1 pseudogene is annotated in these 361 nt (G+C 77.6%); it reads left to right on the forward strand.

Annotated features, from left to right (window positions below):
- Window positions 1-361 (forward strand): annotated as a pseudogene (locus J7357_RS21465) (flagellar biosynthesis protein FlhF); the annotation flags it as partial.

Raw genomic sequence — 361 nt, forward strand, 5'->3', positions numbered from 1 at the left:
CCCCGGCCAAGGCCGCAGCGCCGGTCACCGGCCGCGCCGAGTTCAGCATCCCCGAGGACGTGTTCCGCAACGCCCCGATCAGCGTGCCCCTGCCCAGCCCGTTCGCCGCCGCGACCCCGGCCCCGGCCCCGGCCGCTGAGGCCATGCCGGCCTGGCGCGACGACGTCGCCGCGGTAGCGCTGACCCCGCTGGCGAGCCCGAGCACGGCCCCGGCCGCGCCGAGCGTGGCCAAGGCCGACGCGCCGGCCGCTGCCGGAATCCCGGCGGCCGCCACGCTGGCGGCGGTGCCGACCTTCCCCGCCCCGCAGAACGACGAACAATTGACGCAGCTGCGCGACGAACTGGCGCTGATGCGGCAGAT

Source organism: Xanthomonas sp. D-109 (genome assembly GCF_017746095.1).
GTDB lineage: Bacteria > Pseudomonadota > Gammaproteobacteria > Xanthomonadales > Xanthomonadaceae > Xanthomonas_A > Xanthomonas_A sacchari.